At 56.4% G+C, this 23,904-nt stretch carries 24 protein-coding genes; 11 read left to right on the forward strand and 13 right to left on the reverse strand.

All coding sequences use genetic code 11. The features are described from left to right. Positions 1-35: 35 nt before the first annotated feature. From glnE to trmB, 5 genes are read right to left on the reverse strand one after another with little or no spacing between them, the layout of a single operon-like run. Positions 36-3,008, reverse strand: coding sequence for a bifunctional [glutamate--ammonia ligase]-adenylyl-L-tyrosine phosphorylase/[glutamate--ammonia-ligase] adenylyltransferase (glnE, locus tag CXF87_RS17700; RefSeq protein ID WP_101147582.1), 2,973 nt, complete (start codon positions 3,006-3,008; stop codon positions 36-38). A 49-nt stretch (positions 3,009-3,057) separates the two neighbouring features. After that, positions 3,058-3,429, reverse strand: coding sequence for a diacylglycerol kinase (locus CXF87_RS17705; RefSeq protein ID WP_008957571.1), 372 nt, complete (start codon positions 3,427-3,429; stop codon positions 3,058-3,060). Positions 3,430-3,463: 34 nt separating this feature from the next. Further along, complete coding sequence (gene dacB, locus CXF87_RS17710; RefSeq protein WP_101147583.1) at positions 3,464-4,951, reverse strand: D-alanyl-D-alanine carboxypeptidase/D-alanyl-D-alanine endopeptidase; 1,488 nt, start codon at positions 4,949-4,951, stop codon at positions 3,464-3,466. Between the two features lie 9 nt (positions 4,952-4,960). After that, on the reverse strand, positions 4,961-5,290 hold the full coding sequence (locus CXF87_RS17715; protein ID WP_101147584.1) for a DMT family transporter: 330 nt from the start codon (positions 5,288-5,290) through the stop codon (positions 4,961-4,963). Beyond that, positions 5,287-5,952: a tRNA (guanine(46)-N(7))-methyltransferase TrmB gene (trmB, locus tag CXF87_RS17720; protein ID WP_101147585.1), complete on the reverse strand. Its 666-nt coding sequence runs from the start codon at positions 5,950-5,952 to the stop codon at positions 5,287-5,289. Before trmB ends, CXF87_RS17715 begins: the two co-directional genes overlap by 4 nt. A gap of 253 nt (positions 5,953-6,205) precedes the next feature. Here trmB and CXF87_RS17725 point away from each other — a divergent pair, with 253 nt between their 5' ends. The 8 genes from CXF87_RS17725 (at position 6,206) to CXF87_RS17760 (ending at position 14,004) form a co-directional block, all read left to right on the forward strand. Continuing rightward, complete coding sequence (locus tag CXF87_RS17725; protein ID WP_101147616.1) at positions 6,206-8,086, forward strand: beta-ketoacyl synthase; 1,881 nt, start codon at positions 6,206-6,208, stop codon at positions 8,084-8,086. After that, a complete protein-coding gene (gene coaD, locus CXF87_RS17730) occupies positions 8,086-8,580 on the forward strand; it encodes a pantetheine-phosphate adenylyltransferase (protein ID WP_101147586.1) in 495 nt (164 codons plus the stop codon). Before CXF87_RS17725 ends, coaD begins: the two co-directional genes overlap by 1 nt. A 72-nt stretch (positions 8,581-8,652) precedes the next feature. Continuing rightward, complete coding sequence (locus tag CXF87_RS17735) at positions 8,653-8,901, forward strand: YfhL family 4Fe-4S dicluster ferredoxin (protein ID WP_008957577.1); 249 nt, start codon at positions 8,653-8,655, stop codon at positions 8,899-8,901. A gap of 5 nt (positions 8,902-8,906) precedes the next feature. Then, positions 8,907-10,211 (forward strand): MATE family efflux transporter, encoded by a 1,305-nt coding sequence (locus tag CXF87_RS17740; RefSeq protein ID WP_101147587.1) that lies wholly within the window; start codon positions 8,907-8,909, stop codon positions 10,209-10,211. A gap of 146 nt (positions 10,212-10,357) precedes the next feature. Then, a complete protein-coding gene (locus CXF87_RS17745) occupies positions 10,358-11,668 on the forward strand; it encodes a short-chain fatty acid transporter (protein WP_101147588.1) in 1,311 nt (436 codons plus the stop codon). 93 nt (positions 11,669-11,761) lie between these two features. After that, entirely contained in the window at positions 11,762-12,301 is a 540-nt protein-coding gene (locus CXF87_RS17750) for an acyl-CoA thioesterase (RefSeq protein WP_101147589.1), read from the forward strand. Positions 12,302-12,335: 34 nt separating this feature from the next. Next, positions 12,336-13,340 carry a hypothetical protein gene (locus tag CXF87_RS17755; protein WP_008957581.1) on the forward strand — a complete coding sequence of 335 codons (1,005 nt, stop codon included), beginning with the start codon at positions 12,336-12,338 and terminating at the stop codon, positions 13,338-13,340. Positions 13,341-13,398: 58 nt separating this feature from the next. Continuing rightward, complete coding sequence (locus CXF87_RS17760) at positions 13,399-14,004, forward strand: LysE family translocator (RefSeq protein ID WP_008957582.1); 606 nt, start codon at positions 13,399-13,401, stop codon at positions 14,002-14,004. A 5-nt stretch (positions 14,005-14,009) separates the two neighbouring features. On the opposite strand, the gene CXF87_RS17765 is transcribed toward CXF87_RS17760, so the two are convergent. Continuing rightward, positions 14,010-14,381, reverse strand: a complete 372-nt coding sequence (locus CXF87_RS17765; protein WP_101147590.1) for an I78 family peptidase inhibitor — start codon at positions 14,379-14,381, stop codon at positions 14,010-14,012. Between the two features lie 102 nt (positions 14,382-14,483). Further along, entirely contained in the window at positions 14,484-14,615 is a 132-nt protein-coding gene (locus CXF87_RS17770) for an entericidin A/B family lipoprotein (RefSeq protein ID WP_008957584.1), read from the reverse strand. 174 nt (positions 14,616-14,789) lie between these two features. Here CXF87_RS17770 and CXF87_RS17775 point away from each other — a divergent pair, with 174 nt between their 5' ends. After that, positions 14,790-15,209: an HIT domain-containing protein gene (locus CXF87_RS17775; protein ID WP_101147591.1), complete on the forward strand. Its 420-nt coding sequence runs from the start codon at positions 14,790-14,792 to the stop codon at positions 15,207-15,209. 8 nt (positions 15,210-15,217) lie between these two features. On the opposite strand, the gene CXF87_RS17780 is transcribed toward CXF87_RS17775, so the two are convergent. Genes CXF87_RS17780 through CXF87_RS17795 form a run of 4 tightly spaced genes read right to left on the reverse strand, consistent with a single transcriptional unit; the run spans position 15,218 to position 17,832 of the window. Next, positions 15,218-16,213 carry a nickel/cobalt transporter gene (locus CXF87_RS17780; protein WP_008957586.1) on the reverse strand — a complete coding sequence of 332 codons (996 nt, stop codon included), beginning with the start codon at positions 16,211-16,213 and terminating at the stop codon, positions 15,218-15,220. 52 nt (positions 16,214-16,265) lie between these two features. Then, positions 16,266-16,925: a DUF1007 family protein gene (locus CXF87_RS17785; protein ID WP_101147592.1), complete on the reverse strand. Its 660-nt coding sequence runs from the start codon at positions 16,923-16,925 to the stop codon at positions 16,266-16,268. Beyond that, positions 16,922-17,281: a hypothetical protein gene (locus CXF87_RS17790; protein WP_008957588.1), complete on the reverse strand. Its 360-nt coding sequence runs from the start codon at positions 17,279-17,281 to the stop codon at positions 16,922-16,924. Before CXF87_RS17790 ends, CXF87_RS17785 begins: the two co-directional genes overlap by 4 nt. Continuing rightward, a complete protein-coding gene (locus CXF87_RS17795; RefSeq protein ID WP_101147593.1) occupies positions 17,278-17,832 on the reverse strand; it encodes a hypothetical protein in 555 nt (184 codons plus the stop codon). The genes CXF87_RS17790 and CXF87_RS17795 overlap by 4 nt, the downstream gene beginning before the upstream one ends. Positions 17,833-17,978: 146 nt before the next feature. Between CXF87_RS17795 and CXF87_RS17800 the strand changes: the two genes are divergently transcribed. Next, positions 17,979-19,112, forward strand: coding sequence for a glycerate kinase (locus tag CXF87_RS17800; protein WP_101147594.1), 1,134 nt, complete (start codon positions 17,979-17,981; stop codon positions 19,110-19,112). Between the two features lie 268 nt (positions 19,113-19,380). Further along, positions 19,381-19,857, forward strand: coding sequence for a Dps family protein (locus tag CXF87_RS17805; protein ID WP_008957591.1), 477 nt, complete (start codon positions 19,381-19,383; stop codon positions 19,855-19,857). A 92-nt stretch (positions 19,858-19,949) separates the two neighbouring features. Here CXF87_RS17805 and CXF87_RS17810 read toward each other — a convergent pair whose 3' ends face one another. Both CXF87_RS17810 and CXF87_RS17815 read right to left on the reverse strand, forming a co-directional pair. Continuing rightward, positions 19,950-21,416 carry an aminoacyl-histidine dipeptidase gene (locus tag CXF87_RS17810; RefSeq protein ID WP_101147595.1) on the reverse strand — a complete coding sequence of 489 codons (1,467 nt, stop codon included), beginning with the start codon at positions 21,414-21,416 and terminating at the stop codon, positions 19,950-19,952. Between the two features lie 28 nt (positions 21,417-21,444). Next, positions 21,445-23,643, reverse strand: a complete 2,199-nt coding sequence (locus CXF87_RS17815) for a tRNA(Met) cytidine acetyltransferase TmcA (RefSeq protein WP_431313234.1) — start codon at positions 23,641-23,643, stop codon at positions 21,445-21,447. Positions 23,644-23,904: the final 261 nt, after the last annotated feature.

Genomic DNA, 23,904 nt, shown 5'->3' on the forward strand with positions numbered 1-23,904 from the left:
TGTTTCTTCCTAGTCAGAGTGCCCCGTTTGCCGGGCTAGTTATTATCAGTGGCTGGTGGCTCAAGAAAGCGCTGCCAGAGCGCGGTGACTATATCGCGATGTTCTCTAAACTCTTCACCATCGGTGAGCGCTTTTTCACCGGTGAGCGCCGCTCGATGGGTAGCGCTGCGATAGGCCAGGTAAGCTTGTCTCAGTCGCTCCGCTTCTTCATAAGGTAAGTGCCCACTCTCTGTCAGGCTCTCTAAAATACGGATATTGTCGCTATACGTCAGTAGCGCGGGGGTTTGGTGAGCAAGTGCTAACACCGCGTATTGGCAGAGAAACTCAATATCCACCATACCGCCCGCATCTTGCTTAATATTAAACGTATCACTGGTCGCTTTGCTGCCCAGATGGTCGCGCATTTTCTGACGCATCTTGACCACTTCTTCGCGCAGTGCGGCTTTATCGCGTTCATTGCCTAAAATATCGCCGCGCAGTTGGGCGAATTTTTCGGCCAGCACATCGCTACCCGCCACGACACGGGCGCGCACCAACGCTTGGTGTTCCCACGTCCAGGCGTTCTGCCGCTGATAGTCTGCAAAGGCTTTAAGCGATGTTACCAATAGCCCTGAATTCCCCGAAGGCCGTAGACGCATATCTACTTCATAGAGCGTGCCGGTGGGGGTTACCGCGGTAAGCAGGTGAATAATACGCTGGCCCAAGCGGGTGAAAAATACGGGTGTATCAATGGGCCGTGGGCCATCCGTCGCGCCTTGGCCATCGCTATCATGCAGGAAAACAAGATCTAAATCGGAACTGTAGCCCAGTTCAATGCCGCCCAGCTTGCCGTAGCCGACAATCAGAAAGGCTGCCTCGCGGGTATTCAGACCCTCAGGAACGCCATGCTTGCGGGTAATATGTTTCCACGCCATGGCCAGTACGGCATCAAGAATAACTTCAGCGATAAACGTTAAGTAATCACTTACTTTCATCAGGTGCCGAGTACCCATGATATCTGACGCCGCGACATGAAGCGTTTGCGCGTGCTTAAAGACACGCAGCGCCTCCAGTTGCGCCTCGTCATCATCCTCTGGCAAGCGGTTCAGCGTTTGGCGCAGCTCATCGGCCAGGCGCGCTTTATCAGCCGGGGTGTAGAGCGTTTCCGGCGTCAGCAGCTCGTCGAGTAGGATGGGATAACGCGCCAGCTGTTCGGCGATCCAGGGGCTGGAAGCACACAAACGCATCAGGTGTTCAAGCGCCTGAGGGTTTTCGCGCAGCAGGGCAAGGTAAGCGGTACGCCGTAAGACGGACTCAATCAGCGGCTGCACCCGCGCAAGCGCCGTATCAGGCGCCTCGTTGTCGGCCACGGCGTCCAGCAGTAGCGGCATCAACGCATCTAATCGTTCAAAGCCAATCCGCTGCATGCTTTGCACTTGCCGGGAGTGGTAAAGACTCTGCAGTCGCTTTAAGGCTTTTTCCGGCTCATTAAAGCCCGCCTCGGCAAGGTGCGCAGTGGCCTCCTCCGCCTCTAGCTCGCCGCGCCAAATCAGTCGCCACTGGGCCAAGCCAAGCTGGCTGTCATCGTTGGCCTCATCCACGTCCTCTTCAGGGTCCGCGATCACTGCATCAAAGTGCTGGCGCACGCGCTCGCGCACTTCATCAAGCTGGGCAATCAGCCCCGGCCAGTCTTCATGGCCCATGGCAAAGGCTACCCGCTCACGGTCGCTGTCATCGCTGGGTAGGGTTTGCGTCTGGCGGTCTTCCAGCGCTTGAAGGGCGTGTTCGACATCGCGCAGAAAAGCGTAATCGGGCAGCAGCTCATCAACCACTTCTTGCGGCAACAGGCCTAGCTCGGGCAAGCGGTTGAGCGCGGTTTTCAGCGATGTCACCTGCAGCTCGGTATCACGGCCGCCGCGAATCAGCTGGAACGCCTGTACCACAAACTCAACCTCGCGAATGCCGCCGGGGCCAAGCTTGATATTGCTCTGCATACCCTTGCGCTTCACTTCGCGGTTAATCATCGCTTTCAACTCACGCAGCGACTCAATCGCGCCGAAATCAAGATATTTGCGATACACAAAGGGGCGTAGCCCGGCGAGCAACTCATCGCCTGCGTCTAAATCACCTGCCACAGGACGCGCTTTCAGCATTGCGTAGCGCTCCCACTCACGGCCTTGATCCTGGTAGTAGCTGGAGAGCATGGAAAAACTGCCCACCAGCGGCCCGCCGTCGCCTAAAGGCCGCAAGCGCATATCAACGCGGAAGGCGAAACCGTCCGCCGTGATAGCATCTAGGGCGCCGATGAGCTTTTGACCAAGCTTGGTAAAGTACTCTTGATGCTCTAAGGGCTTGCGCCCGCCCTGGGTTTCGCCTTTTTCAGGAAAGGCAAAGATCAGATCAATATCGGAGGAGAGATTCAGCTCACCCGCACCCAGTTTGCCCATACCCAGCACAACCAAGCGCTGGGGCGAGCCGTCTTTGCGTGGCGCGGGCTCCCCCCAGCGCGGCGCGTAAAATTGCTCAAGCCAGCTCAACGCGGCTTCCAGGCAGATTTCGGCAAGCTCAGACACCGCCTTGGCGGTATCCCACATAACGTGGCCGGGCGCACGATTAAGGTCACGCCAGATAATGCCGACCATCCGCTTGCGGCGAAAACGTCGAATCACCCGCTGCATGGCCTCTTCGTCGTCGGCGCTCTCAAGCGACTCATTCAGCCAGCTAGCCAGTTCATCCCGCCCGGGGTTTATGTCCAATTCACCGGCAATATCCAACTCAGCCAACCACTGGGGGTAGCGGGCCAGGGCATCCAGCGCGAAGGTTGAAATGGCCAACACTTTAGCAAGCGCCTCACGGCGCTGCTCAGAAAGCCCCAGCCAACTGCTTGAAGGCAGTTCTTGCTGGGTCATCTCAGCAATATTATCGGCTTGGGTCAGCGCCTCAATTAAGCGCTGCCAAGCGGCCTGGGTAGCTTTTTGTAACGACGCTGGCAGCGTCGACAACGGTAAAAAATCGTCGTTCACTTGCATAATTACCTCGCTGTCCAGCGTGTTAAAAATATTTAGCTCTTAAATCAGCTTAGCTATAAAACTTTTCCCAACCTAATAGACCCCAAGTAAGGCCGGCCATCATCAGTGACAGCATAACAGCGGCGGAGCCAATATCCTTGGCCCGGCCAGAAAGCTCGTGATGCTCAGTACCAATGCGATCAACCACGTTTTCAATGGCACTATTAAGTAACTCTACGATCAGCACAAAAAACAGGCTACTTACCAATAGTAGCCAACTGATGATGCTGTCCCCTATCCACCAGGCGAAGGGGAGTAACAACGCAGTAATCACGACTTCTTGGCGAAAGGCTGCCTCGTTTCTAAACGCTGCCTTAAGCCCCTTCCACGAATAGCGCGTGGAGTGGACCAAATGGGTTAAACCGGTATGCCCTGGTTTCATGCAGGTCGCCTCACCTTGTGAGCGTAAAGGGAAATCAGTTCGCTAAAATCATGGCGTCCAGATCCAGTGATAAGGGATCCAGCACCTCAGACCAGCTTAAGTACGGCGTACTGCCGCTACCATTGACCATGACACTAAATACTCCCCAGCGTCCTTGCGCGGTGCGAAAATAGCCCGCCGCGGCGCGCACAGCAAAGGGTTGATTAAGGGTACCGGTTTTTAACATGACATTGTTTTGAAACGTGGTTGAACCACGCCGAATAAAGCGCATAACGCCGTTGGCTGGTGACTGAAAGGCGGCCACAAAGCTTGGAAACAGCGCGCTCTGCCGAAACATGTCTTCCAGCATCACATTAACCCCCTGAGCCGATGTGCGGTTTTCCGTGGTCAGCCCACTGCCGCTATACAACGTTAATGGCCCATGACCGGGAAGATGCTGCACATAAGACTCAATGGCTTGGCCTGCCTGGCGTAACTGCGCCTGGGGCGTCTCGACCAGATCAAGCGCCAGTACATCAGCCATGTAGTTATTGGAGTAGTTCATGATGCGCAGCAATATTTCTTGCAGGGGCTGACTGTCGACGGCGGCCAAGCGCTGCGCCGTGCTGGGCGGCTGGGTCGAACTGACGCGCCATGAGTCGCGCACCTGAATCCCCGCCTGATTTAGCATCCCCATCAGCACTTGTGCGGTTTTCTCGGCCGCATCGCCCGCGCCACGATAAACATCCCGGGCAGTGGCATTAGTCGAAATCTGTCCCGTCAGGCGCATCACATCACCACGTTCATCGGTGATACGTTCAGCGCTAATCTCTGTGCCGCTATTGGCTGGGCGAGTGACGACTTGATTATCAATGGTGATCAGCGAGGTCTGGCTATCGCACAGCCCCACCCGGGCTGGCTCACCTGCGCTAGCAGCGGGGGCGACATTGACACACCAACTGCCGAAATTAACGCCTGCTGACGAAAGCGGCGCGCTGTAGGCGTTGGCGACCCGCGTGAGGGCATCGCAGCGGTCGGTAGTAATACAGTCAACCGGCCCAAACCGCCACTGGCTGATCACCAAAGCGCCATCAATTTCACGCACCCCGGCTAAGTGCAAACGTTGCACCAAGCGCCATAGGTTTTCCGTGGTCAGGCCGGGGTCGCCACCGCCCTCAAACACTAAATCGCCACGCAGCACACCGCCTTCAGCTCTATCCTCAACCCTGCCCGAGCTAACTAGCTGGCTGGTAAAGCGATGCTGAGGACCAAAACGGTTCAGCGCCGCCGCCGCCAGGTATGCCTTGGTAACAGACGCGGGCGATAACTGGCGCTCTGGATTAATGCTGCCCAGCAGCGCATTGGCGCCTGTGTCGGCGTCAAGCAGGCGCGCTTCAGCACTGATCGAGAAACCTTTGTTCTGCAGTTGGCTCAGGCGGCTGAAATCAGCGAACAGGCTGGCACTGGCGCACAGGGCCAGCGAGGCAACCCCGGACACCAGCGACCAGCGCCGCAGACGCTTAACAGTAAAAAAACAACCCATTAAATTACCTCAATGCACGTTCATTTTGGAAAACACTTGCAGCAGAACCACACCCGCCACAATCAGGCTAATCCCCAGTACCGCCGGTAAATCGGGCTTTTCACCAAACACCACAATGCCGACCAAGGTGACCAGCACAATGCCCAGGCCCGCCCAAATCGCATAGGCGACCCCCACCGGCAGCGTGCGCAGCACCAGGCTGAGCAGATAAAAAGCGAGCCCGTAGCCAACCACCACCACAACGCTCGGCAATGGACGTGTAAAGCCCGTAGAAGCCTTTAATGCACTCGTAGCAATGACTTCGGCCACAATCGCCAACACTAAATAAACAAACGTCATTTTCGCTCCAAATCAACCCATAACCGCCACAGCGCTTGGCCACTTTGAGCATACTTCGCCTCAAACGGAGTTAAATAGTCACCTTCAGGTGCAAATTCAGCCACTATCGCCTGCTTGCCGGTTACCTGCGCCACCGCCAAGGCAAACTCTTCAACGTAAAGCGACCAATTTGAGCGCAGCTCAAGGTGCCCGCCAAGCGCCAACAGTGTGGGTAAAACCGCATGGCCATGCCAGCGCATTTTGAGATGCCCTGCTTTGGGGTAAGGATTGGGGTAAAGCAAATAGTGATACTCGGGCGCCCAGCCTGCCTGATAAGCCAAACGCCAGAAATCGACCAGATCCGCGCGCACTAGCAGCGCATTATGTGGCAGTTCGCCGTGATCACGCCCCAAACGATCCTCACTGCGATCAATGCCAATCACGGCATGGCCGGGGAACTGCACCGCCAGTTGGCGTGTCGATACCCCGACGCCACAGCCGGAATCAAGTATCAGCGGCGCCTGACGGCTCGCCAACCATTCGGCCGCCTGCGCAAAGTTGCGCTGCGTGTGTTCGGCGATCGGTTTACGTAATGGGTGCGTGAGCGCTCGGTTGACCCTGCGCGCCAAATCCTGATGCGGGCCTGGCTGATTAGACGTCACTGGTCGAGAATTATGCTGCATGCCATCTCTCGGCTGAAAAGCGTGATTCTATCAGTCTCGAGCGCTTGCGGCATGACGCCGTTGCGTGGCCGGTGCTATGATCACGCATTAGGTACGTATTAAGCGCATCGCTTTGGTCATCATAGAGCTAGTTATAATTGACTTGGTTATAATTTAATTAGCTATAATTGACTTAGAGCGTTGTCAATAATTGTTATTACCACCACCGCATCACGAGGAACCCGGCTTGTCACACTTACCGGTGATTGTCGGCATGGGCGGCATCAACCCTGCTGGCAGAACCTCTGGCCATCAGGCCTTCCGCCGCACTGTGCTTGATGCCCTCCCTGCTGACCAGCAACGCCAGACACTGGAAGGCTTGGCGGCGCTTATGCGCCTAGTAGAGCACTCCGAAAAGGGGTGGCAGGACAGTCAAGGCCAGCCCGTAGACGCCCCGGCTCAGTCGCTGCGTGATCAGGTATTGAACCATACCCTGATCCGTCGCAACGAAGACCCGCGTTTTCTCGCCCCCGGCCTACCGTCTAACCGCCAGGCCAGCATGCAGTTTGCTGAGCCGATGCGCTTTACCCTGCGCCGTCGTCAGCTGCCCGACAACCTGCCGGCCGACTGGCAAGTGCGCGAGATCGATGCCCGCGAGGTAGAGGTCAGCGTGCCCGCAGGCATACTAGAGGTATTGCTGCCCGACGCGCAGGTACCCAAGGTACGCGCAGCGGCGCAGTTGCCTAGCGGTTTTGACCCCGCCAGCCTTTATCGCAGCGTGCATCACCCGCGCGGTCTCTCGCTAGCGGTGTTTGGTGCCAGTGATTGCCTGGGCGCCAGCGGTTTCTCCTGGGAAACACTCCGCCAACAGCTGAATCCAGACCATATTGCCGTGTACGCTGGCAACTCCATCGGCCAGTTGGATGACCAAGGCTGGGGCGGCTTGCTCAAAAGCCTGGTGACCGGCCAGCGCGCTACCTCCAAGCAGATGCCGCTAGGCTATGGCCAGATGCCCGCCGACTTTTTGAATGCCTATGTACTCGGCAGCGTAGGCGGCACCGGCGCGGCGCTAGGCGCCTGCGCCAGCTTTCTCTACAACCTGCGCCTGGGTATTGACGACATTCGTGCAGGGCGTCGCCGCGTGGTGATGGTCGGCACGTCAGATGCGCCAATTACGCCGGAAATCATCGAAGGCTTCCGGGCGATGGGCGCACTGGCTGACGATGCTGGATTAAAAGCGCTGGACGCGCTTGAGCTACTGACTGACAGCGACTACCAGCGCGCCTGCCGCCCGTTTGCCCGCAACTGTGGCTTTACCATGGCGGAAGCCAGCCAGTTTGTACTACTGATGGACGACTCCCTGGCATTGGAGGTCGGTGCCGATATTCTGGGCGCGGTGCCTGAGGTGTTCGTCAACGCCGACGGCTATAAACGCTCGATTTCGGCGCCGGGTATCGGCAACTACATTACCCTCGGCAAGGCCGCCGCTCTGGTGCGCGATATGCTCGGTGAAAAAGCCCTCAAAGAGCGCAGCTTTTTGCACGCCCACGGCACCAGCACACCGAAAAACCGCATTACCGAGTCCCATGTATTCGATGAGATTGCCCGCGCCAACGGCATCAGCGACTGGCCAGTCGTGGCGATTAAAGCGTTTATCGGCCATTCGCAAGGTTCGGCGGCGGGCGATCAGTTGGCCAGTGCCCTGGGCAGCTTTGCCCACGACCTATTGCCGGGCATTCCTACGCTCGATGCCGTAGCCGACGATGTCTATGCCGAGCGGTTACGGTTTTCACAAACCACCCAGGCCTTCCGTGCTGATGCCTCTTTTATCAATGCCAAAGGGTTCGGCGGCAACAATGCCACCGGTGTTGTACTTTCGCCTGCGGTGACCGAACGCTTACTTGCCCAGCGCCATGGCGCAGCGGCGATCAGTGCCTGGAAAGCACGTCGTGAGGCCACCCGCGAAGCAGCGGCAAGCTACCTCGCTAAAGCTGACCATGGCCACTACGCGCCACGCTACCAGTTCGGTGAAGCAGTACTGGAAGGCCCAGAGTTGGATATTCATGCCGACCGGATTCATATACCCGGTTACGACCACGCGGTTTCGCTCACCAGTGACAATCCGTTTGGCCGTTTGGACGAGGAGACATCGTGATGAGCAGCGGCAAAATCAATATCGCCGTCTATCCAGGCACTTTCGACCCGATCACCAATGGCCACTTCGACCTCATTGAGCGAGGCGCGCGCATGTTCGACAAAATCGTTATCGCAGTGGCGGCGAGCCCTGGCAAAAGCCCCAATCTCGACCTGGAAACGCGCATGGAACTGGTCAAAAAGGTCTGTGCGTCGTTACCCAACGTGGAAGTCATCGGCTTTTCCACCCTGCTCACCACCATGATGCATGAGCAGGGGGCGACGATTATTCTGCGTGGCCTGCGCGCGGTCTCCGATTTTGAGTATGAGCTGCAGCTTGCCAACATGAACCGGGCGCAAAATCCAGAGCTGGAAAGCGTGTTTTTAACCCCGGCGGTCGAAAACTCATATATTTCTTCGACCATCGTGCGCGAGATTGCCAAGTTGGGTGGCGATGTTTCTCGCCTGGTGCATCCACAGGTCGCCGAAGCGCTACGTAAGCACTACACTAGCTAGCCAACGCCATTGTTGAGTAAAACACTCGGGTATTAGACAGCCCGAATGTGAACGTATACGCGAGGTATGCCCATGGCCCTGATGATTACCGACGAGTGCATTAACTGCGACGTCTGCGAGCCCGAATGCCCCAATGATGCGATCTCCCCCGGTGAGGAGATCTATGTCATCGACCCCAACCTATGCACCGAGTGCGTGGGCCACTATGACGAACCTCAGTGTCAGCAGGTTTGTCCGGTGGACTGTATCCCGCTTGACCCAGAGCGCCACGAAAGCCAAGAGCAGTTGATGAAGAAGTACCGCATCATCACGGCCGCTTAAGCCTAATGCGTATCTGGGCCCTCGCCTGGCCAATCATTCTTTCTAATATCACCGTTCCGCTACTTGGGTTGGTCGATACCGCCGTGGTCGGGCATCTGCCCGACTCTCGCTATCTGGCAGGCGTCACCCTGGGCGCGACTCTGTTCAGCTTTCTCTATTGGGGCTTTGGTTTCTTGCGCATGGGCACCACGGGATTAGTCGCACAAGCCATGGGCCGCGAGAGCGACACGGATGTGCGCAACCTGCTGGGGCAGTCGCTGATCATGGCGCTGGTGATTGGCTGCCTGCTGATTGTATTTGCCTCGCCGCTGATTACGTTAGGCTTGTGGCTATTGGATGGCAGTGAAGTAGCCACCGATTTAGCGCGTGAGTACGCCCACATCCGCCTCTGGTCTGCGCCCGCGGTACTCGCCAACTACGCCATTTTGGGCTGGTTTTTAGGCCAGCAAAATTCCCGCGTCACGCTAATGATTTTATTGCTGACTAACAGCGTTAATATCGTGCTGGATTTATGGTTTGTGGTGGGCCTGGGGATGACCAGTAACGGCGTGGCCTGGGCCAGCGTCATCGCCGACTACAGTGCATTAGCCTTCGGCAGCTATCTGGTACTGCGCCAATTAGCCAACCTGAACGGCCACTTTTTGCGCGAGCGCCTGCTGGCTCTGGCGGCCTACACCGCGCTGTTTAACGTCAACGCCAACCTCTTTGTGCGCACCCTCGGCCTGCTGTTTGCCATGGCTTTTTTTACCGCCCAGGGTGCCCGTCAGGGCGATACGGTGCTCGCCGCCAACGCTGTACTGCTGCAGTTCATTATGCTCACCAGCTATGCGCTAGATGGGTTTGCCCATGCCGCGGAATCACTGATCGGACGTGCTTATGGGCGCAAAGATTGGCGTGAGTTTGCGACCACCGTGCGCGCCGCTGCCGTTTTTTCATTCTGGACAGCGGGCGCAGCGGCTCTTCTGTTTGCGCTAGGCGGCAACGGCCTTATTGCCCTGCTCACCGGCCTTGAAGAGGTACGCGAGACCGCAGCGCACTATCTGCCGTGGATGGTGGCCATGCCGCTGTTTGCGGTATGGAGCTACCTGCTTGATGGGGTATTTATTGGCACCACCGCCGTGCGTGAAATGCGTAACAGCATCTTTATCGGCCTCGCCGTCTACCTGCCCGCTTGGTGGTTAACCCAGGGGCTGGGCAATCATGGCCTGTGGCTGGCGTTTATGCTCTTTACGCTGGTTCGCTCGGCGGTACTCATTCACTACTATCGTCTTTACTACCACCGCCGCTACCGGTTAAGCCACTGGCGCTAAAACAAACACGTTGAGTAGCAACTGAGCTAATGTGAAATTAAGCGGGAAGCTTCAACGTGAAAAACAGCGCGCTCACCCGTATATTAGCTACGCACCTCCTAGACACTGACTAGGCACTTTCTAATAATGAATAAAGAGAGCATCTCATGCTTAAAATGATCTCAAAACCGGCCGTAAAGCTGGTGGAGCGCTATCTACCCGACCCGTACATTTTCGTTCTGCTGCTGACGTTAATCGCGTCGGTTGCCGCGATCGCCATTGAACGCCAAACACCGCTGGCGGTGCTGCGCTTCTGGGGCGATGGCTTCTGGGGTTTACTTACGTTCTCTATGCAGATGCTGCTGGTGTTAGTTACCGGTTTTATGCTGGCTAGCTCCCCGCCGGTAAAACGTATTCTGCAAAAAATCGCTGGTACGGCTAAAACGCCCGGTGGCGCCATCATTCTGGTGACGCTGGTTTCCTTGGCGGCCAGCTGGATTAACTGGGGGTTTGGTCTTGTGGTCGGCGCGCTGTTTGCTAAAGAGCTGGCCCGGCTGATTCGCGTTGACTATCGGCTCCTCGTTGCCAGTGCCTACTCGGGTTTTGTGGTGTGGCACGGCGGCTTGGCAGGTTCGATACCCTTGACCATCGCCACCGAAGGCCATTTTACCGCTGACCAGATTGGCGTCATTAGCACCGGCTCAACGATTTTCGCTTTCTTCAACCTCGCCATTGTGGTCTGCCTGTTTATCGCCATCCCACTAGTGAACCGTATGATGCTGCCGGATGAGAAGGATAGCGTCTACGTCGACCCCAGTGTGCTGAATGACGAGCCAGAGCCGGTAGGACGTATTACTCGTCCGGCAGAACGTCTTGAAAATAGTCTGACCCTCTCCCTACTCGTAGGGGTGCCTGGGGTACTGTTCTTGCTTGATCACTTTTTGCTGCGCGGCGGCGGCTTGAACCTTAACGTCGTTAACTTCCTGTTTCTGTTCCTGGCTATTGTTCTACATCGTACGCCACGTAATCTTCTCACTAGTTTGAATGAAGCGATTAAAGGCGGCGCGGGGATTGTTATTCAGTTCCCCTTCTACGCTGGCATCATGGCCATCATGGTTCAATCAGGGCTGGCTGAAAGCATGTCTGAGTGGCTGATCTCATTTGCCACCGCCAACTCACTGCCCTTCTGGTCATTTATCAGCGCAGGGATTGTGAACCTGTTTGTCCCTTCTGGCGGCGGCCAATGGGCCGTACAAGCACCGGTGATGCTCCCTGCAGCTCAAGCGTTAGGTGCCGACATTTCACGGGTGGCCATGGCAGTCGCTTGGGGCGATGCCTGGACCAATTTGCTGCAACCCTTCTGGGCGCTACCGGTACTCGCTATTGCCGGGCTGAAGGCAAAAGACATCATGGGCTTCTGCCTTATTCAGCTATTCATTACCGGCATTATCATTTCAGTCGGCCTAGTGTGGTTTTAAAAAAGGTCTGGCTTTAAAAAACAGCCAAGACTGCCCGCCGCCCAGTTTGCCCAGCATCTGGGCGGCGGGCAGCGATAACAGAAGGAACACCGTATGTCCGAGACGGAAACCAGCGCGAGCACCGTTATCAATACTGCCCTGCCTGGGCAACACGAACTCTCCATGACGGTATTAATGACACCTGACATGGCGAATTTCAGCGGCAAAGTGCATGGTGGCGCTATTCTTAAAAAGCTCGATGAAGTCGCGTTTGCCTGTGCCAGCCGTTATTCAGGTCACTACGTGGTGACACTGTCGGTGGATCAAGTGCTGTTTAAACAGCCTATCCATGTAGGGGAACTGGTCACGTTCCTAGCCTGCGTCAATCATGTTGGCCGCTCATCAATGGAAATTGGTATTAAGGTGGTGGCCGAAGATATTCGCAATAAGCTAATCCGCCATACCAACAGCTGCTACCTCACCATGGTCGCGATTGATGCTGAGGGCAAGCCCGCCAGCGTACCGCCACTCACGTTGGCAACACCGCTGCAGAAACTACGCTTTGAAAAAGCAGCGCTGCGCAAAAAGTTACGCAAACAGGCGGAGCGAGAAGAGCTGTTGACCCAACAGCAGCATCAATCACAGGCCCAGTAACAGCTGTTGCAACGTCCCACCATAAGGAGTTCGCATGCCCGCCAGGGAACGCTACCCGCACCTGCCTAAAGCGGTCGAATACGCCCATATCGGTTGGGATTTTTTCATTTTAACGCTGGTGGTGATTAACCTCTCGCTACTGCTGTTTGATTCACTGTTTCTGCTTGGCCCTATCAACCAAGGTATCGCCAGCATCGCGCCTGGCTTTCACGCGTTCTACGATGACACCGTTCATAGCCGCTTTATCGCCATCGACTTGGTGTTTGTAAGCTTTTTTATTGTCGATGTACTGCTTGGCTGGTCCATTGCGATTGCCGAACGGCGCTACCACCGCTGGTTTTTTTACCCCTTCGTGCACTGGTATGACGTGCTGGGCTGTATTCCCCTGGCAGGCTTCCGCCTGTTGCGTATTCTGCGTGTCGTATCGCTGCTCCATCGCCTGCACCGGCTGGGCTTAATTGACGTCACCCGCTGGGATATTTACCTATTTTTTGCCAAGTATTACGACATCTTGCTTGAAGAGCTTTCTGACCGTATCGCCTTAAAACTGCTGGGAAATGTTCAGCACCAGATCCGCGCCAGTGACTCGCTCACCGAACGTGTCATCGACCGAGTGATCATGCCCCGCAAAGCACAGTTAATTCATGAGATCGCCCAGCGGTTAGAGAGCACGATTGGCAAAGCCTACCAGCATAACCGCCACTCTATCATGGCAGCGATCAGCGACTTAGTTAGTCGTACGCTAAGAGAAAGTCCCGAGATTCAGCGCTTGAACCGGCTACCCATGGGGCAGCAGGCCACGAGTGCAATGGAGGCCTCCCTAAGCGGTGTTGCCCAGCGACTAGTCGATGAACTACTGCTTGGCATTCACTCGGATGAGTTTAAGGAATTAGTTGAGCGCACCGCCGACAGCGGCTTTGACACCTGGCTAACGGTTGACGAAGGCAGCAATCGGGTTACCGAACAGATGCTGTATGACATTCTCGAAATGCTTAAGGAGCAGGTCAATCGCCAACGCTGGAAAGACCGCTATGATTAGTCATGGCGCGTTCATTACACAACCACTCAGCACAACCGCCTTGTACGGATACACTTAAATGAACAGCGAATGGTTAATCCTCGGTCCTGCCGCGCTCTATATGATCTCGATGACGCTGACGCCAGGGCCGAACAACGTGATGCTCACCGCCTCTGGCGCCAACTTTGGCTTTAAGCGCACGCTACCGCATATGTGGGGGATTTTAGGCGGCTGCTTTTTGCTGTTTGCGGGCATCGCACTGGGGTTAGGCGTACTGTTCGAGCGCTATCCCGCTATTCAAACTGCGCTTCGCTGGATAGGCAGCGCCTACTTGCTCTATCTGGCATGGAAAATTGCCAGCGCGCCACCGCCTAATTTGAAGGCACGCGAACATAGCGTACCGTTTACGTTTTGGCAGGCGGCAGCGTTTCAGTTTGCCAACCCTAAAGCGTGGGTGATGGGACTTGCGCTAATGGCGGGCTTTTTACCCGAAAGTGGTCAGCCGGTTTTCAATGCGCTGGTGCTCGCAGGCTTTGCTGAGCTGGTAGCACTGCCGTGTATTGCTTTATGGGCGGCCTTTGGCACGGCCATTGGGCAGTGGATCAAAAGCGACGGCGCATGGCGCGCGTTCAATATCACCATGGGAATATTAACCGCCGCCTGCGTCGTGCTGATTTTACGCTAGAGGCATTAGCCGCAGCGCAAGTCTTCAATAACATCTTGATCATCAAGGTGGATATTCAAACGATCCGGACGGTGATCCATCGTGGCTGCATCACCAGGGCTAAGCACACGCACTTGGCGCGCGCGGCTATCGCTTTGTAATTGCGATACCTTCGCATCATCGAATGGCTCGCCGATCGCGTGTTGAATAGCCTCCAGGTCACAGGCAGCCGCCAGCTCATCACTGGAGCCAGTCGGCGCTACCGTGGGCGGCGGTGGTGCTGCGTCTACATCGTCGCTAGCTGGGGAAATCGGCATCTGAGAACTGACGCAGGCGGTCAGCAACATCGTAGAAGCGCTAACTAGGGCGAATTTAGCCAGAGTCATACGGGGCTTCATCCTTGAATCTCCAAATAGCAGATTGTGAATAAATAAGTTCTAAACACCACCGGGCCGGGCGTTTGCCCGGCCCGGTGGAAAACAACACCATGCTAATGCAGCTTAATTGGCTGCATCCTGGACAGCTTGGCCGCCCTCTTCCACATCCTGGCCAGCGCCAGAAATGGTATTACAACCGGTAAGAACACCCGCGGTCATCAGCAGCATAAAGCTCATGGCTAATAATTTTTTCATTTTCCGTTCTCCTTAACGAGTCATTCAACATCGGGAAACTCCACTGGCAACTCTCATTGCCGCTTGGGAGTTTTTTCAGGGTAACAGCGTTTTCATGATCACGCTCGCTTTCCCTACTTCACTTTGCGGCTGCTATGCTAGCACTTATTTAAACTGCTGTCTGGAGCCCATGACTTGAACAATTTCGAGCTAGATGAACGCCTAGCGGCTGATACACTTCCCATCGCCGACCTTCCCCTCAGCCGCGTGCTACTGATGAACGATGCGCGCTATCCGTGGGTTATTCTGGTACCCCGCTACGGCTCTGTCAGCGAAGTGTTTGAGCTTTCCCTCGACGACCAGCAGCAGCTATGGCGGGAAGCCACTCAACTCGGCGACGCCATGAAAACAGCGCTAGAAGGTGACAAAATTAATATTGCCACGCTAGGTAATGTCGTCAGCCAACTGCATGTCCATGTCATTTTACGGCGCCACTCGGATGCCATCTGGCCTGCACCGGTATGGGGCAATGGCTCCCCCGAACCCTACGATCTGGATGGTCAAGCGCAGTTACGTCACCAACTTTTAGCCCTTATTGATGGGCTTGATGTATAGCCTGGGCGTTACCCCGTCAAAGGATGACTTTGCCGAGTGGGTGGCTCATTCAAAAGCGGCCCACTTGCGGGCTGCGCAACGCCCGCGACACTAAGCGAAATACCCAGCGTGACAATCAGCACACCACCGGCCAAGGCCAGCCAGCCGGTGGCCTTTTGTACACTGCGCTGGCTATGCTGTTGCTTGGACAAGCGTCGCTGCGCCCAACCACGGGCGAGAATACTTGCCAGCGCGAGCGCCGAAACGGTAATGCCTGTGCCCAGCGACATCGCCACCACGGATGCCACTCCCACCTCGAACTGGCCCAGCAGGCTAGCAGCCCCCAGCATCAATACCGCCCCGCTACAGGGGCGCATACCAATAGCACCGACCGTTATTATCGCCGTGCGCCAATCTAACGCCTGCTGCGGCTCAATATGATGAGCACCGCCACAACAGTGGCTATGGTCATGATCGTGGCTGTGGCTACGATCATGACCGTGGGCCTGATAGGCTGCGCGTAATTGCTTGACGGCTCGCCAACATAGCCACGCGCCTAATGCCGCTACCAGCAGAAAACTGGCTTGCTCTACCCAAACAACACTGCCCATGGCTTGTCGGGTTATCCAGCCTAGGCCGTATACCAACACCACGACTAATATTATGGCAGTCACACCCTGCAACAAGGAGGCGGCAAACGAGAGCCCTAAGGCACGCTTAACAGCTCCGCCATGCGTCGCCAAATAGGTCGCCAGTACGGCTTTACCATGCCCCGGCCCGGCGGCATGAAACACGCCATAGGCAAAGCTAACGCTCAGCAGAGTCGTCCATGTAGCCATACTGGGAGTACGGGAGAGTTCGGTAATCGCCAGCGTCAGCGAGCGATGCAGATCACGCTGCCAGCCAAGCAGTTGGTAACTAACACCCTGAAACCCACCTTGCCAAACAATGACGAGCACCACCGCGGCTAACAGAAGCCCCAGTATTAATCCTAAGTGGCGTGGAAAAGGCCGCGTTAAGGCCATTTAGTCGCTCCATTGTGTAAAGCTATAAATTAATATTGTTAACAAATAGCGCCTAGCGGCAATCTACTTGGCCGGTCTCGGCAAAGTAGCGCCCCAACCCTGGCTCACCGCTTTCATCTTTATCGAGCAGCGCGGCTTCCATCACCACTTCAGGATCGGGGTCCGCGGGCAGAATAGAGAGCTCACAGGCAGGCTCGCCGTTAAGTATCAGCGCATCATCCCGTGGCTGACCGCCCTCCTCTTCATGGACAACTTCGATGTAGTAGGTGGGGTCAAACACTTGATAGCGAAGCAGAGAATCTACCAACGGCTGGGGCGTCTCCAGCGGCAGAATAAACATAAAGGTCAGCCGACCATCGCGCTCCAGGGCAGTATATTCACTTACCTCGCCCAACGCCTGCGGCTCGTCGTTGATGCGTACTTCGGTTAAATAGTGCTGACCGGAAAGATTATCGCGAATCTCTTTACCAAGCTGATCAAGGCCCTGCTCAAGGCTGGCATTCTGTACCTGCTGCAGTTCTTCAAAAACCACCAGACTGTAAAAAGGGTCCATCCGCCACGTTTGATGCAAGCCACTTACCATGCCCTGGTCATCGGTGATGATCCGCACACTCACGTCGATCCAGCCATGAGGATGGGCACGCGCATCAGGGCTAACCAGCAAACTACTTCCCGCCAAGAAAAACGCCACCGCGATACCCGCCGCCCTCATGGCGCGACTCCCAACTTATGCTGCAAGGCGACAAGCCATGGGTCGAGTAAATAGGGTGGCAACGGCTGGCTACCACTCAAGGCCGATACGCTTACTCGACTACCGTTGCCCTCTTCACTCACCTGCAGTTGCAACCGATACCCCGGCCAGCGGGCAAGCGATGCTTCCGCGCGTCCCAGGGCAATATCTGCATGGCGCACCACATAGCCTTGCTCAACCATCAAGTCTATTGCTTCGCGAAACGTTTCCTCTGTCGGCGTTGTGTAAACTAACTCACGAGGTTCCAAAGGCGCTGTGGTGGCACAGCCAGCCAATCCCGCCAGTAGCCCTATTAATACCCAGTGGCGAAGATTCATAACGGGCTCCCGGCGGCAGGCACGCTCTGCTCGAAAGCGGTTTGAAAACGCTGACAGAAATCATCATTACTGGCGCTATAGGAGTCGCGTAAATCGCCCATATGATCAAAGCGGCGAATATCACGGGAGATGCGTATATGCGCGTCGTTCACAAAAATCGAGACACGTTCTACCTCCACAGGCTGCTGACCTATTCCGCCACCAAAACCTATCCCACCGCCAAAACCGATGCTGGAACCACCACCAATGCCCAAGCCACCGAACATACGCATGCCACTCCCATAGCCATACGCATTATCGTAAGGGTCATAATAACCGTGCAGTTCACGTTCACGACTGGCGCTAATTAAGCCCAATGTGGTATCGGTAGAGGTCAGAGTAAACCCCCACTCGGTCAGGATATCTACGCTGGTTTCAAGCGCCCGCGCATCCGTTGCAGGGAAATAGCACGCAGCAGCAGGCGCTGGTTCGGCTTTAGGCAGGCGACTTGGAGTCACTTGGCAGCCAGCAAGCGCTAACAGGCAGATTAAGCTTATGGGTATCGACTTCATGTTAGATCCTCTAACGGACGAGGCCGCTGGTTTGGCGCAGGCTAGCGCGCTAAGCTCGCCAACGGGGCATACTTAACTGACACTGTAGTGAAGACACTGTATTAAAGACATCGTATTGAAGACACCGTCTTGCGGAGATCGTGCTAATGAATGTTTTGCTTTGCCCCGACAGCTTTAAAGATGCGCTGAGCGCCCAAGACGCCGCCGCCGCCATGGCCCGGGGCGTCAAGCGCGCCATACCAAGTGCCCAAGTGCGGGCCTGCCCGTTGGCTGACGGAGGCGAAGGAAGCCTAGATGCACTGATCGCCGCGACAGGTGCCGAACGCCGCCAGCTGGATGTTCACGACGCCCTGGGGCGCCCGAGAAAAGCCACTTGGGGCTGGCTTAGCGACCAGCGTACCGCGTTTATTGAGCTGGCAGAAGCCAGCGGTTTACAGCACCTTACCGCCGATGAGCGCAATGCATTGCACACCTCCACCTTTGGGGTGGGTGAACTGCTGCTGGCAGCGTTGGATCAAGGCGCTGAAAAAGCGCTGCTGCTACTCGGAGGCAGCGCTACCAATGACGGTGGTGCCGGTATGCTGCAGGCCTTGGGTGCTCGCTTTTTGGATCAAAACGATAAACCGTTACCTCCTGGCGGTGCGGCGCTTAGCCAACTGACCCGTTTAACACTGGATGGGCTAGACCCGCGGTTGGCTGGGCTCGCCCTTGAGGCGGCCGTGGATGTTGATAACCCGTTACTGGGCGTGCGCGGTGCCACCGCAGTATTTGGTCCTCAGAAAGGCGCCTCACCTGAGGAAGTCGAACAGCTAGACCGCGCGCTGGGCCACTTTGCTGATATTAGCGCTCAGGTACTCGGCGAGGACTGCCGAACGCTACCGGGCGCCGGGGCGGCAGGTGGCATGGGGTTTGCGGCCAAGGCCTTTTTAAACGCCACGCTAAAACCCGGTATCGAAATGATTATGCAACAGGCTGACATGGCAACACTCTTGGCTAACGCGGACCTGGTGATTACAGGTGAAGGCCGCCTGGATGGCCAGAGCCTGGCGGGTAAAACGCCCATCGGCGTTTCCCGTGCCGCCAAGCGCCTTAACAAACCCGTTATCGTGCTGGCGGGCAGCCTCGGCGATGGCTGGCAAGCCTGTTTTGATGAAGGCGTCACGGCCGCCTTCGCGTTAGCCGACGGCCCCATGACGCTAGCTGATGCACTACCACGCACCGCCGAGCTACTCGAAGCACGCTGTGAAAATCTGCTGCGGCTGTGGGCGCTTAAACGTTGAGGTACATAAGCACTGAAAAGCATGCAGGCCTTGAAAAGAGCTCTCAGCGCCAGCATTTAAATAGCAGCCAAAGGGTAAGGGCAGGCATCTAATGTCTTAGCACTGTTTAATGTCTAAGCATTATTTAATGTCTCAGCGCTATGGCGGCAATGCAAAAAACTTGTTTTGCATTGCACCAAAGACGCCCTACTCTGTAACACTGTTATTAAGATTTGTGCTGGAAAACGCCTTAACCGCCGCTCATTGCGGCATAAAGAGGGAGCAGGATATGACTGACACTAATAGCATTGGCCTACACGAAGGTAGCGCTAGTCAACTCGCCGAAAAGCTCAACCACCTGCTAGCCAACTACCAAATTTTCTACATGAACGTGCGTGGCTACCACTGGAATGTACGCGGTAGCGACTTTTTTGAGCTGCACGCCAAGTTTGAAGAGTTCTACACCGACCTGCTGACCAAAGTGGACGAAGTGGCCGAGCGTATCCTAACCCTGGGGCACAAACCGGTACACGCTTACAGCGACTACGTCACGCTATCGCGCATTCAGGAAGATAAAGACGTTCACGACGGCACCACCTGCGTTAAAGGCGTGCTGAAAGGCTATCAAACGATCATTGAGCTACAGCGCGAACTACTGGCGCTCGCCTCTGACGCTGATGATGAAGGCACCGCGGCACAAGCCGGTGACTACATTCGCGAGCAGGAAAAAACCGTTTGGATGCTCAATGCCTACTTGAGCAAATAAGTGTTAAGCAGATAAAGGCGTTCGCTTAGTGTAAAAACGGCACCACTTGTTGGGTGCCGTTTTTTTATGCGCGGCCATTCACACGAGGAGGACTAGCGCTGATCGGCAAGATCCTCGATCAACGCCCGCAGCATCGCCCAAAACTCTTCAACCGATTCAAGCTCCACCCGCTCATCCGGCGAGTGAGCACCGCGAATTAGCGGGCCAAACGAGATCATGTCCAGGTGCGGATACTTGCTGCCCAGAATACCGCACTCCAGCCCGGCATGAACCACCTTCACCTCTGGCTCACGGCCCAGCAGCGCCGCATGGCGCGCTTTAAAGGTCGCCAATAACTCGCCATTGGGATTGGGCGCCCAACCTGGGTAGCTGTTTTCCACTTTTACCCGCGCGCCAATCAAGCCAAATAGCGCTTGAAAGCGATCCGCCATAGCGACCACGGCACTGTCGTGCAGCGAGCGAACCAATGCGCAGAGATGCAGCCGCCCATTTTCCAGGCTTAATACGCCCAAGTTATTGGACGTTTCCACCACGCCCGGCACATCGGCACTCATCCGCTCGACCCCGCATGGGGCAGCGTGAAGCGCGGCCAACAACATGACGCTTGCATCCAGCGTTAGCGGTTCTGCTTCAGGCACCTCAGTCAGCTGTTGGGCGCTGATTTTAAGGCCGCTATCGCCACTGCCCAGCTCTCTTAAAAGAATGGTTTCCAGCCCGGCGATGGCCACCAGCGCGGCGTCTACTTCATCGGCAGGCAGCGCCACCTGAGCAAAGGCTTCACGGGGGATTGCATTACGCAACGTGCCGCCGTGGTAGCTGATCAAGCGCGCATCAAAGGCTTCTAACGTCCTTAACACTCTAACCAGTAGCCGGTTGGCATTGCCCAGCGGCTTGTGGATATCGATACCCGAGTGACCGCCTTTCAGGCCAGTCAAGGCAATCTCAATGACCTGTTCGTGGTCGCCAGCAGCGGCGCTCGGCAGCTGGGCATCGACTTCTACATCAGCCCCGCCCGCGCAGCCAATATAGACCTGTCCCCGGTCTTCACTGTCCAGGTTGAGCAGCAACGAGCCTTCCAGCCAGTTCTCAGCCAGGTTCAGCGCGCCGCCCATGGAGGTCTCTTCTTCCAGGGTAAACAGCGCTTCCAGCGGCCCATGGCGCAGCTCCGGATCTTCCAATACGGCGAGAATCGCCGCCACACCTAATCCATTATCAGCCCCTAAGGTGGTGCCTTCGGCGTGCAGCCAACCGTCGGCGACATAGGTGCTGATCGGGTCGCGAGTAAAGTCGTGCGCGTGATCGCTATTAGCCTGGGCCACCATATCCAGGTGGCCCTGAAGCACCACGCCGGGTGCCTGCTCGCAGCCAGGAGAGGCTGGTTTACGGAGTCGTAAATTACCGAAGGTATCACGGTCGTGGGCAAGGCCCTGAGCATCAGCCCAGGCTTCGAGGATGGCGACGAGCGCCGCTTCATGCCCAGAGGGGCGCGGCGTATTACAAAGGGTTCGAAAGTGGCGCCAAACTAAGGAGGGCTCCAGCGCTTCAAGATGTGCGTTCATTAAAGACTCTTCGTTATCGGCAATCGGACTACTTTACCTCAATGAGGTTATTCACGGCGAGGCGCAAGGCCTTCAACGCGTCATTGTGGGCCGTCGCCAGGGGTATATTTTGAAACGCCCACGCCGCAACTTGTCGATGTGACTGCTGTTGCGCTTCCGTTAAGGGGCAGTGGCTGGCTTGCCGGGCCAAGGCTTGCAAGGCCGGGCGAGCGAGAACGGGATCGCGATGGGCGATCGCCACATCTTCAATATCCTGCCAATCGCGCGCACTAAGCGAAATGCTCGGCATCTTACCGAGCAACAGCACGACAACCGAAGCAGGCAACGCCTTCAATTCAAACGCCAACAGGCCCGCTAATGCCGCCTGAAAGCGCGCATTCAGGTCGGCAAGCACCGCTTCACCCTGCGCGTTTAACGCTTTCGCCACCATCACAGCAAACTCACCGGTGGAGGCTTCACGAGTAATACCTAAACGTACCGGCGTAAACCCCAGCGCCAGCCAAAACCGTAACAGCGACGCCTCCGCACCAAAGGTGGCGCCATACAGCGCGACACCCTGCTGCTTGGCGGCGGCCATATCATCATGCAGTAGCGCTTTCCCCAAGCCTTCGCGGCGACGCTCAGGGTGCGTCGCGATCCTCACCACCCGCCGCCAGCGGGCGGTCAACGCCTCACGGCTACCGGCGTGAGTGGCCAGCGACTGCGCCAACAAATGTCCCTGGGGCCGACGTTCACCGCGGGCGACTTGATGGGCAAGGGTGGCCTCAAAACCGCCCTCCTCTCGTGTCACCAAAACCGCCTGAGGCTCGCTCGCCTGCTCGATCACGCGCAATGCCGTACCGGGGCCGTCAAGCAGTTGGCGCAGGTCGTTGGGGGAAGTACGGTAGTGCGACTGCACCAGCAGTCCAAACAGCTTTTCCAATGCCGCGTCTTGCTCGGCAAGCCAGGCACGATCAACCACTTTTGTAGCTACGGCGCTGTCATTCGGTTGAGCCATGGGCAGCGCTGCTTTTAACAGCAGCAGTTGATTGACCAGCGCTTCCAGCGGGTCGCCACCTTGCCAGCGAATGGGCGACTCAAGCGCCAGCGCTTTCCACTGGGGCGTCAGCCGGTCAAGGGTGTCGCGAAAGCGCAGCGCGAATCCGCGACCGGAGCCCTCATAGCCGTGCACCGTCGTGGCAAAGGCAATGCGCGGAAAAGCCACCAGCCACTGCCCCAGAAGCGTAGCGGGAATTGCCGCCGCCTCATCCACCAATAAATAACTGCCATCGCCGCCCTGCACCTGCGCATTGACCTGTTCGGTCAAGTCGTCTGGGGGTAAAAAAATCAGCTCGCGGCCCTCGGCCAGCACAAAGTGATCTTGGGCGACCCGTAGACCTGCCGGGCAGAGCGCAGACAGCCGTTCAAAAACGCTCTCCACCGCACTTAGGTGCGGCGCGGTCAGCACGATGCGCTGGGCTTTGTCCATTAGCAGCCGGGCGCAAGCGATACCCAAGGCGGCGCTTTTGCCGCGCCCACGGTCGGCAGTTATTACCAGCGGGCGACGCCGCTTTAGGCCCACCAATTGCTTTACGGCGACGGCTTGATCTAAGGTCAGGCAGTCGCTATCACCAGCGCTGGGATCACCTGCTCCACGCGAAGCTAATTGAGGCAATTGAGGCAGCTGCAACGCCTGACCAGCACGCCAGCGCACTACCTGAGTTGAGGCCTGCAGTTGACGCGCCAAGCGCGTTAGGTAATGGCAGCTCAGTTGCGACCAGTGCCAGGGGTGATCAGCAAAACGCGCGTAGTCCGAGTCAGGCGCTTCACCCCACGGCTGGGGTGTGAGTAATATCAGTAAGCCACCCGCCGTGATCGTTCCCGCCAGCGCCCCCAGCGCTTCAGGGTCAAACCCTGTGCTGTGTGTATCGATCACGACCAGTTGATGCTCAGCCCCCAGGCGTGCCCGTGCCTTGCGCGGTGAGAGAATAGGCGCGGAAAACTGCAATGCGGTGCTCTCATTGGTCACCCACAGAGGCGCCTGCCAGGAGAAGGATTGCCATATGTCCTGGGCGATTGAGCGACACTGTTCTGCCTCACCGCTTAACCATACCAACTGGCGCCAGCCGCGGCGGTTGAGACGCTGCGCATGATGAACTAACGCTGCCACCCTTCGCGATGGGTGTTGGCTTTCTGACAGCTGATTATTCAGCAAATAATTGCCTACTCCGGCGCGCCTGTTTCCCATCACGTTACCCTATAAAGTGTGCCGCTGAGCCTCTTATGGCGAGCCTTCTGCTTACAACTTTGGTTGAACAATTTAACTACTTTCAACGTTTCTGTACTACTTAACGACTCATCTCAACATTCAAAAACCCTATAACTGTCTGTTTTACTTAAATATATATAATTTACTTAAGAAACTATGGAAGAGATTTCTTACATTACTGATATTGCGCTGCAGCGGGGTTGGTGTGCTAGTTTAGCTCTGTAGCGCTTAAATTAACTT

This window comes from Halomonas sp. MES3-P3E (assembly GCF_002836035.1).
GTDB lineage: Bacteria > Pseudomonadota > Gammaproteobacteria > Pseudomonadales > Halomonadaceae > Vreelandella > Vreelandella arctica.

Excerpts from the sequence above, each read along its gene's own strand:
- CXF87_RS17765 (WP_101147590.1), bottom strand. The coding sequence starts at position 14,381 with ATGAAGCCCCGTATGACTCTGGCTAAATTCGCCCTAGTTAGCGCTTCT.
- CXF87_RS17800 (WP_101147594.1), top strand. The coding sequence starts at position 17,979 with ATGAATGTTTTGCTTTGCCCCGACAGCTTTAAAGATGCGCTGAGCGCC.
- coaD (WP_101147586.1), top strand. The coding sequence starts at position 8,086 with ATGAGCAGCGGCAAAATCAATATCGCCGTCTATCCAGGCACTTTCGAC.
- CXF87_RS17795 (WP_101147593.1), bottom strand. The coding sequence starts at position 17,832 with ATGAAGTCGATACCCATAAGCTTAATCTGCCTGTTAGCGCTTGCTGGC.
- CXF87_RS17770 (WP_008957584.1), bottom strand. The coding sequence starts at position 14,615 with ATGAAAAAATTATTAGCCATGAGCTTTATGCTGCTGATGACCGCGGGT.
- CXF87_RS17815 (WP_431313234.1), bottom strand. The coding sequence starts at position 23,643 with ATGGGAAACAGGCGCGCCGGAGTAGGCAATTATTTGCTGAATAATCAG.
- CXF87_RS17750 (WP_101147589.1), top strand. The coding sequence starts at position 11,762 with ATGTCCGAGACGGAAACCAGCGCGAGCACCGTTATCAATACTGCCCTG.
- CXF87_RS17755 (WP_008957581.1), top strand. The coding sequence starts at position 12,336 with ATGCCCGCCAGGGAACGCTACCCGCACCTGCCTAAAGCGGTCGAATAC.
- dacB (WP_101147583.1), bottom strand. The coding sequence starts at position 4,951 with ATGGGTTGTTTTTTTACTGTTAAGCGTCTGCGGCGCTGGTCGCTGGTG.
- trmB (WP_101147585.1), bottom strand. The coding sequence starts at position 5,952 with ATGCAGCATAATTCTCGACCAGTGACGTCTAATCAGCCAGGCCCGCAT.
- CXF87_RS17735 (WP_008957577.1), top strand. The coding sequence starts at position 8,653 with ATGGCCCTGATGATTACCGACGAGTGCATTAACTGCGACGTCTGCGAG.
- CXF87_RS17790 (WP_008957588.1), bottom strand. The coding sequence starts at position 17,281 with ATGAATCTTCGCCACTGGGTATTAATAGGGCTACTGGCGGGATTGGCT.
- CXF87_RS17760 (WP_008957582.1), top strand. The coding sequence starts at position 13,399 with ATGAACAGCGAATGGTTAATCCTCGGTCCTGCCGCGCTCTATATGATC.
- CXF87_RS17745 (WP_101147588.1), top strand. The coding sequence starts at position 10,358 with ATGCTTAAAATGATCTCAAAACCGGCCGTAAAGCTGGTGGAGCGCTAT.
- CXF87_RS17780 (WP_008957586.1), bottom strand. The coding sequence starts at position 16,213 with ATGGCCTTAACGCGGCCTTTTCCACGCCACTTAGGATTAATACTGGGG.
- CXF87_RS17725 (WP_101147616.1), top strand. The coding sequence starts at position 6,206 with ATGGGCGGCATCAACCCTGCTGGCAGAACCTCTGGCCATCAGGCCTTC.
- CXF87_RS17785 (WP_101147592.1), bottom strand. The coding sequence starts at position 16,925 with ATGAGGGCGGCGGGTATCGCGGTGGCGTTTTTCTTGGCGGGAAGTAGT.
- CXF87_RS17805 (WP_008957591.1), top strand. The coding sequence starts at position 19,381 with ATGACTGACACTAATAGCATTGGCCTACACGAAGGTAGCGCTAGTCAA.
- glnE (WP_101147582.1), bottom strand. The coding sequence starts at position 3,008 with ATGCAAGTGAACGACGATTTTTTACCGTTGTCGACGCTGCCAGCGTCG.
- CXF87_RS17810 (WP_101147595.1), bottom strand. The coding sequence starts at position 21,416 with ATGAACGCACATCTTGAAGCGCTGGAGCCCTCCTTAGTTTGGCGCCAC.
- CXF87_RS17715 (WP_101147584.1), bottom strand. The coding sequence starts at position 5,290 with ATGACGTTTGTTTATTTAGTGTTGGCGATTGTGGCCGAAGTCATTGCT.
- CXF87_RS17705 (WP_008957571.1), bottom strand. The coding sequence starts at position 3,429 with ATGAAACCAGGGCATACCGGTTTAACCCATTTGGTCCACTCCACGCGC.
- CXF87_RS17740 (WP_101147587.1), top strand. The coding sequence starts at position 8,907 with ATGCGTATCTGGGCCCTCGCCTGGCCAATCATTCTTTCTAATATCACC.